This window comes from Niallia taxi (assembly GCF_004005475.1).
GTDB classification, from domain to species: domain Bacteria; phylum Bacillota; class Bacilli; order Bacillales; family Cytobacillaceae; genus Niallia; species Niallia taxi.
The window spans coordinates 1-7,542 of sequence record NZ_RZTZ01000038.1 but is presented as its reverse complement, the minus strand read 5'-3'; the positions used below and the strand labels follow the sequence as shown (position 1 = coordinate 7,542).

Below are 7,542 nucleotides of genomic sequence, written 5' to 3'. Positions count from 1 at the left end.
ATCATTGTCCCAACCAGCCTGAAACATGTTTATACAAGTAGGGGGTGAACAGTTTAGCTGACGGGATTTATTCCCACGGGGGCGCCGTTCTACCCCGACTACCGTAATCATAAAACTAAAAAAAAAATGGTCAACCAGAAAAATCTGGCTAACCATATATTACGAACGGGGGCGTTAGTAAAAAAGATGTTTCAATACAAGAGTTTTTTTAGTGTAAATTATCGCTTAAATTAAATGAAAAATAACTCCTAAATTGACACCATTGGTCAAGAACAAACACATCATAGGAATCGCTCATAGCCTGAATTAAAATTTGCCGTTGTATCCAACATTTACTATAGAAGAAAGACATGATATGGAGGGATTGTTTAGTGTTATTAAAAAAGATGTTGGAGTAGAAAACTCTTTCACCTGTAGAACAACCAAAAAATATTATATTTTGTGATTTTGATGAAACTTACTTTCCTCATAAGATTGATAAAGAGAAGCAGCAGGATATTTATGAGCTAGAAGATTATTTAGAACAAAAAGTACAAGCGGAGACATGCTAATCTGCTGGGTTACTGGGAGTAGCATAGAATCTATTCTCGATAAGATGAAAAGAGGTAAATTCAGATACTTTCCACATTTTATAGCAAGCAATCTTAGGAAAGAAATAACGTATTTCTCTGAACATAATTTTGGTGAGCAAGATACTAATTGGAATAGCCGTATAAATCAAGATTTAGCAAAGAGAAGATGGATCGAATGGTTAAACATCTACGAGAGAATCATAATATCTTTTTAAATGCACAAACTCTATTAGGTATTTCTCGTTATAAGCATAATTATTTTTACCAAGAGAAAGATGAAAAAAATGATAAAAATAACTTGTTAGCTATTGAATTAATTTGTAAGCAATATGGGGGTTCTGTAAATATAAATCGTTGCAATCCTCTAGCTGGTGATCCCGAGGATAGCTATGATGTAGATTTTATTCCTATAGGTACTGGTAAAGATGAAATCGTGAGTATGTTAGAAAAATTCAAGTTAGATCCAGAAAATGCGATTGCATTTGGAGATAGCGGTAATGATATTAAAATGTTACAAGCAATGGAAAATGGATATTTACTAAAAAATGCAACGCATGGATAAAAAAAGAGATTTCCGGTTCAGATAGGGTTGAGAGTATTTATTAGTAATCTTACTGCTTATAATACCGAATTAAACCTCTAAAAACCCCATCATTATTTTGAGGTTTTTAGAGTGTTTTCCTGTAGTTAGGTAGAATAGAATTGGCAATAAAAGAGAAGTTAATTTCTCTTATAAATGGCGGAGAAAAAAACTTTTAAATTATAGATTTATATCCTTTGACCTGTCTGTCGTTCAACTAATCGATGTGGCACAATGACTTGTTTAGCTTCCTGACCGGGATTTTTTATTAGATTCAATAGACAGTCTGCAGCATGATAACCCAGATTAAAAATATCAATATCTACTGTCGTCAATGGAGGTCTAGTAAATTCACTCAACATTAAATTATTAAAACTAACAAGGGAGAGGTCCTTAGGTATGGAGTACCCCATTTTATCAATTGTGCCCATAATGCTAAAGGATAATAAATCATCCTTTACAATAAGAGCTGTTGGCGGCGACTGCAAGGACATCAACCTTGAGATTTCTTTTATTCCCCCATCATTAAGGAGTTCTTCTTTCAAAATATATTCTTCTTGATATGATATGTTAGCATCTTGTAATGCTTTTTTATATCCAAGTTTCCGGTCCATCGAAACAACTGAATCTAAACTTCCGCAGACATAGGCAATTCGTTTATGCCCAAGTTGGATAAGGTAATCTGTCACATCTTTACCTGCTTGAACATTATCGTTATCGACATGAGTAATTTGGTTGACATTATTATATGGCTTACCTATAACTGAGAATGGAAACTTCTCTTCTTGGAGAAAAGACATAATTTTATCATCGATACTTGAATACAGGATAATGACACCATCTACTCTGCCACCATGTAACATCCGCTCAACACCTTCCAGGCTCTCCTGCTCACTTTGTCCTGTTGACATATAAATAGCAAAATCTTCTTCATGTGCCTTCGTACTGATTCCTCTTATTACTTCAGGAAAGAAAGGATTCTGAAAGACTTTATCTACTGAACTTGGCATGACAAGGCCGATTGACTGTGTGCTACGGTTTGCGAGGCTTCTAGCATTATAATTTGGATGGTAGCCTAAAGACTCCATTGCTTCTCTTACTCGGTTCTTCGTTTTTTCACTTATACGTGGATTGTTTGCGATGACTCTTGAAACTGTAGATGGAGCGACTTTTGCAAGCTTAGCTACATCTTTAATAGTTACTGACATAAATTTTCACTCCAAATCTCCTAGTACATACATTGTATAGAATTATTTGTGTTAGGTTTTTATTAAGGTTAATCAATTTTTAGGATTTGGCTGCTTAATGGTGATAATTTTGGTATTTTCAGTTCATTTTCTTATATTATAGCTTATTTACCCAATAGGAAGTTCCAGTAAAATCTTAACGAATAAAAATGTTTGTTCATAGTTACATTTTGAATAGCAATAAATTAGCATAAATAACAAGTAATAAAAAAAGAGGTAGCATTATAAAGTTTTTGCGCAAACGGTTGCATAAGTAAATAAGTTATGTTAATCTCGTTATTAGTAAGAGAGGGGTCTTTATAATGAAGAAAAATAAATGGTGGAAAGAAGCAGTTGCTTATCAAATTTATCCGCGCAGTTTCATGGACTCAAATGGTGATGGAATTGGTGATATTCAAGGAATCATATCAAAACTGGATTATTTAAAAAATCTAGGGATAGATATTATTTGGGTTTGCCCGATTTATAAGTCGCCAAATGATGATAACGGTTACGATATTAGTGACTATAAAGATATCTTAAGTGAATTTGGGTCTATGACAGATTTCGATCAATTATTAGATGAGGTCCATGCAAGAGGTATGAAACTGATTATGGATCTTGTTATTAATCATACTTCTGATGAACATCCTTGGTTTATTGAAGCTCGTTCTTCAAAAGAAAATGAATACCGAGATTATTATATATGGCATTCAGGTATAGATGGTGAAGAACCGAATAACTGGGAATCTATCTTTGGAGGATCAGCATGGCAGTATGATGAAAAGACGGAGGAATACTATCTTCATGTATTTTCTAAAAAACAGCCTGATTTAAACTGGGAAAATCCAAGTGTCCGCAAAGAATTATATGAAATGATTAATTGGTGGTTAATTAAAGGAATTGATGGTTTCCGTGTCGATGCCATTTCTCATATTAAAAAGGTTGCAGGATTCCCTAACATGCCTAATCCAGATAATAAACGTTATGTACCGTCATTTGATGGGCATATGAACCGCCCGGGAATTAATACTTTCCTTGACGAATTAAAACGGGAAACCTTTGATAATTATGATATCGTGACTGTAGGTGAAGCTAACGGTGTATCTGTCGAAGAAGCAGATTTATGGGTAGGTGAAGAAAATGGGAAATTTAATATGGTTTTCCAATTTCAACATTTAGAGCTTTGGAATAAAAGTGGAAATAATGGTTTAGATATTCATGCTTTGAAAAACACCCTTACAAAATGGCAAAAAGGCCTGGAGGATAATGGGTGGAATGCCTTGTTTTTTGAAAATCATGATCAGCCGCGTTCTGTTTCCACTTGGGGAAATGATAAGGAGTATTGGGCTGAATCTGCTAAATGTTTGGCAACGCTGTATTTCTTAATGCAAGGAACACCATTTGTATATCAAGGTCAAGAAATTGGGATGACTAATGTTCAATTTCCAGCTATTGAGGATTACAATGATGTTGCAATTAAAAACTTATATAAATTGGAAAAAGAAAATGGGAAACCACATGAAGAGATAATGGATATTATTTGGAAAACAGGTCGCGATAATTCAAGAACACCAATGCAATGGAGCGATGATTTAAATGCAGGGTTTACTACAGGGAAACCATGGATGAAAGTAAATCAGAACTTTAGGAATATAAATGTTGACCTGGCGTTAGAAAACCCAAACTCTATCTATCATTATTATAAAAAACTTATAGACTTTCGAAAAGCAAATAAGGTTCTTGTTTATGGTTCTTATGATTTGATATTAGAAGAACACAATCAAATTTATGCATATACTCGAACATTAAATAACGAAAAAATGCTTATTATAACAAACCTGTTTCCACAGATTACAAAATTTGTCTTACCTGCAGATCTTAAAGTTGAATCAACAAAGTTGTTAATTAGTAATTACGAGGTTGACAATCGTGATGAAATACAAGAAATCACATTAAGCCCTTATGAAGCTAGGGTATATCGTTTAAACTAAAATGAATAAAGCATGCACATTTGTGCAAACGTTTGCCTAAAAAATAAATTTAATTGCTAGTAGGAGGATGTCAGAAAATGAAAATACTTTCATTTGATTTTTGGCAGAAATTTGGTAAGGCGTTACTTGTTGTTGTCGCAGTTATGCCGGCAGCAGGTATTATGATTTCGCTTGGGAAATTGGTTAGTATGACTGGTGGGGATTTGACAGTTATCCAAACAATAGCACGAGTTATGGAGGACATTGGCTGGGGAATCATTGGGAATCTTCATGTGCTGTTTGCCGTAGCTATTGGTGGTTCTTGGGCGAAGGAACGTGCGGGTGGTGCTTTTGCAGCATTAATTGCTTTCATTCTAGTGAACCGAATTACTGGTAATATTTTTGGTGTAAATAGTGAGATGCTAGCTGATCCAAAAGCAACTGTTCAATCTTTATTTGGTAGTGAATTAATTGTTAAAGATTATTTTACATCGATTCTTGGCGCACCGGCGTTAAACATGGGGGTTTTTGTAGGTATTATCTCGGGTTTCTTAGGTGCTACTCTATTTAATAAATTTTATAATTATGATAAGTTACCACAATCACTTGCATTCTTTAATGGAAAACGGTTTGTTCCATTTGTAGTAATTGTTGGTTCAGTTGTAACCGCTCTTGTTTTATCAATTGTATGGCCATTTATTCAAGGTTTATTGAATGATTTTGGTCGTTGGATTGCAACTTCTCGAGATACAGCACCTGTTATTGCTCCATTTATTTATGGTGCATTAGAACGTTTACTATTACCATTTGGTCTACATCATATGTTAACTGTTCCAATGAACTATACGGAGCTTGGAGGAACATATCAAATCTTAACAGGTTCTAGCGTTGGACAAACAGTAGCCGGACAAGATCCTCTATGGCTAGCGTGGATTGCTGACTTAAATAATTTTCTTGCGGCTGGTGATGTAGAAAGTTATAAACAGTTATTAAATGAGATAACACCTGCACGTTTTAAAGTAGGACAGATGATACTTTCATGTGCTGCTTTGATAGGTATTGCATTGGCGATGTATCGCAATGTAGATAAGGATAAGCAAAAAAAATATAAATCTATGTTCTTGTCAGCTGGATTGGCTGTATTTTTAACTGGTGTCACTGAACCAATCGAGTTTATGTTCATGTTTGCTGCTCCAATTTTGTATATAGCATATGCAATTATGACTGGTTTAGCTTTTGCAATTGTTGATATTATTGATATAAGGGTTCATGCCTTTGGAGTAATAGAACTATTAACGCGTTCACCAATGATTATTAAAGCAGGCTTATGGTTAGATTTAGTGAATTTTGTAATCGCTTGTGCAGTATTTTTCGGATTAAACTTCTTCGTAGCTTCGTTTTTGATTAAAAAATTCAATTTCCCAACTCCTGGACGTGCTGGCAATTATATCGAGGAGGAAAATGGGGAGTCGAATCAAGATGGGAAAACTGCCAACACAAATGATAATTCACTTGCAACGACGATTATTGGGTTATTAGGCGGCAGAGATAATATTGAAGATGTTGATGCTTGTATGACCAGATTGCGTGTAACGGTAAAGGATACAAATGCCGTTTCTACAGAACAGCGATGGAAGCAAAATGGCGCGTTAGGCTTAATAGTAAAAGATAAAGGGGTACAAGCAATTTATGGTCCTAAAGCAGATGTCTTAAAATCAGACATTCAAGACCGCTTAGGAATGTAAGATTATGAAACTATTAACTTTAAACTGCCACTCTTGGCTAGAAGAAAATCAGCTGGATAAAATAAAATACCTTGCTAAAACACTTAAAGAAAAATCGTATGACGTCATTGCTCTTCAAGAGGTGAGTCAATCGATTAGCGAAATAATTATAAAGGAAAATATTAAAAAAGATAATTATGCACTTATTTTACTAGATGAACTTTATAAGCTTGGGGTAACAGAATATCATTTAGTTTGGGATTTTTCTCATATCGGATTTGATGTATATGAGGAAGGACTAGCTATTCTTACAAAGCATCCAATTATAGAAAAATGCTCATTTTTTGTAACAAATAGCAGGGATACAAATTACTGGAAAACAAGAAAGATTGTCGGTGCAAAAATATCCTACGATAATCAACCTATCTCTTTTTATTCTTGTCATCTAGGCTGGTGGCATGATGAAGAAGAGCCATTTAAAAATCAAGTTGATTTTCTTTTGAATTGTATTCCAAAGGAAGATAGGTTCTACTTAATGGGGGATTTTAATAATAATGCATCTATTAAAGATGGAGGCTATGATTATTTAATAAACCAAGGTCTTTACGATACGTACCACCTTGCTGAAGAAAAAGATAATGGCATTACTGTTCAAGGTAATATAGATGGATGGGACAAAAATAAACATGATCTTCGAATTGATTTAATACTAACAGGACAACTAGAACCGATTAATTATTCAGGTGTTATTTTTAATGGAAAAACAAAAAGGATTATTTCGGACCATTTTGGAGTCGAAATAGAAGTGGATAACCATAAACAAAGCGGCTGATTGAAAGTCATTGGTTTGAATAGAACAATTGTAAAGCTATACTGTTTCAAAGTGTGAGCGATATAGCTTCTCCGTTGTTTGCCTTGAATGTCTAATTTCTCTAATGTTTTGTGGTATTGCTTAGATGTGAGACCTTATTTAAAGAAGGTGTTTAAATCGTATCAAAAATGGGGCTTTTAATTGAATAAGAATACATTGAAGAATTGCTTTCCTTTTCATAGGGAAAGCGATTCTTAATTTTCCTTACTAATACAGAACCGTAACTATTATGGTCATTTTGATTTATAGGAGGCAGTATTCCTATTTTTTTAGTTTGACTTAATGGTGTGGTTCATTAGAAATAATAATTTCATTTCAAGTAAGATCTATACAATTATTACTAATTAGGTTGGCCTGAAGTTCTTCTATTACAATCGTGGTAGCATTCCTATAATAAGTGTATAGATCTATCTTGTGTCACAAACGTGGCAGCATTCCTGTAATAATTGAAGAGAAACCTACTTGTGTTACAAACAGGGCAGCATTCCTGTAATAAGTGAAAATGGGATTTGAAAGAAAAAAGACCTCTTGATAAGATAAATGTGTCCTCAGCTGGCCAGCTAAAAGGGACAAAATATCTACTCGGAGGTCTCACT

General features: G+C 34.2%; 4 protein-coding genes and 1 pseudogene. 4 read left to right on the top strand and 1 reads right to left on the bottom strand.

The features are described 5' to 3' along the window. Positions 1-431: 431 nt before the first annotated feature. Positions 432-1,125 (top strand): annotated as a pseudogene (locus EM808_RS28125) (HAD-IIB family hydrolase); the annotation flags it as partial. Positions 1,126-1,340: 215 nt separating this feature from the next. Here the strand turns inward: EM808_RS28125 and EM808_RS28120 are convergent. Further along, positions 1,341-2,360 (bottom strand): LacI family DNA-binding transcriptional regulator, encoded by a 1,020-nt coding sequence (locus EM808_RS28120; RefSeq protein ID WP_127743080.1) that lies wholly within the window; start codon positions 2,358-2,360, stop codon positions 1,341-1,343. 341 nt (positions 2,361-2,701) lie between these two features. On the opposite strand from EM808_RS28120, the gene EM808_RS28115 reads away from it, so the two are divergent. The 3 genes from EM808_RS28115 to EM808_RS28105 all read left to right on the top strand — a co-directional run bounded on the left by EM808_RS28115 (position 2,702) and on the right by EM808_RS28105 (position 6,907). After that, positions 2,702-4,372, top strand: a complete 1,671-nt coding sequence (locus tag EM808_RS28115) for a glycoside hydrolase family 13 protein (RefSeq protein WP_127743078.1) — start codon at positions 2,702-2,704, stop codon at positions 4,370-4,372. A 77-nt stretch (positions 4,373-4,449) separates the two neighbouring features. Further along, positions 4,450-6,096, top strand: a complete 1,647-nt coding sequence (locus EM808_RS28110) for a PTS transporter subunit IIBC (protein WP_127743077.1) — start codon at positions 4,450-4,452, stop codon at positions 6,094-6,096. Between the two features lie 4 nt (positions 6,097-6,100). Next, positions 6,101-6,907 (top strand): endonuclease/exonuclease/phosphatase family protein, encoded by an 807-nt coding sequence (locus EM808_RS28105; protein WP_127743075.1) that lies wholly within the window; start codon positions 6,101-6,103, stop codon positions 6,905-6,907. Positions 6,908-7,542: the final 635 nt, after the last annotated feature.

Bases quoted from the DNA above. Each gene is read 5' to 3' on its own strand.
- EM808_RS28120 (WP_127743080.1), bottom strand. From the start codon at position 2,360: ATGTCAGTAACTATTAAAGATGTAGCTAAGCTTGCAAAAGTCGCTCCA.
- EM808_RS28115 (WP_127743078.1), top strand. From the start codon at position 2,702: ATGAAGAAAAATAAATGGTGGAAAGAAGCAGTTGCTTATCAAATTTAT.
- EM808_RS28110 (WP_127743077.1), top strand. From the start codon at position 4,450: ATGAAAATACTTTCATTTGATTTTTGGCAGAAATTTGGTAAGGCGTTA.
- EM808_RS28105 (WP_127743075.1), top strand. From the start codon at position 6,101: ATGAAACTATTAACTTTAAACTGCCACTCTTGGCTAGAAGAAAATCAG.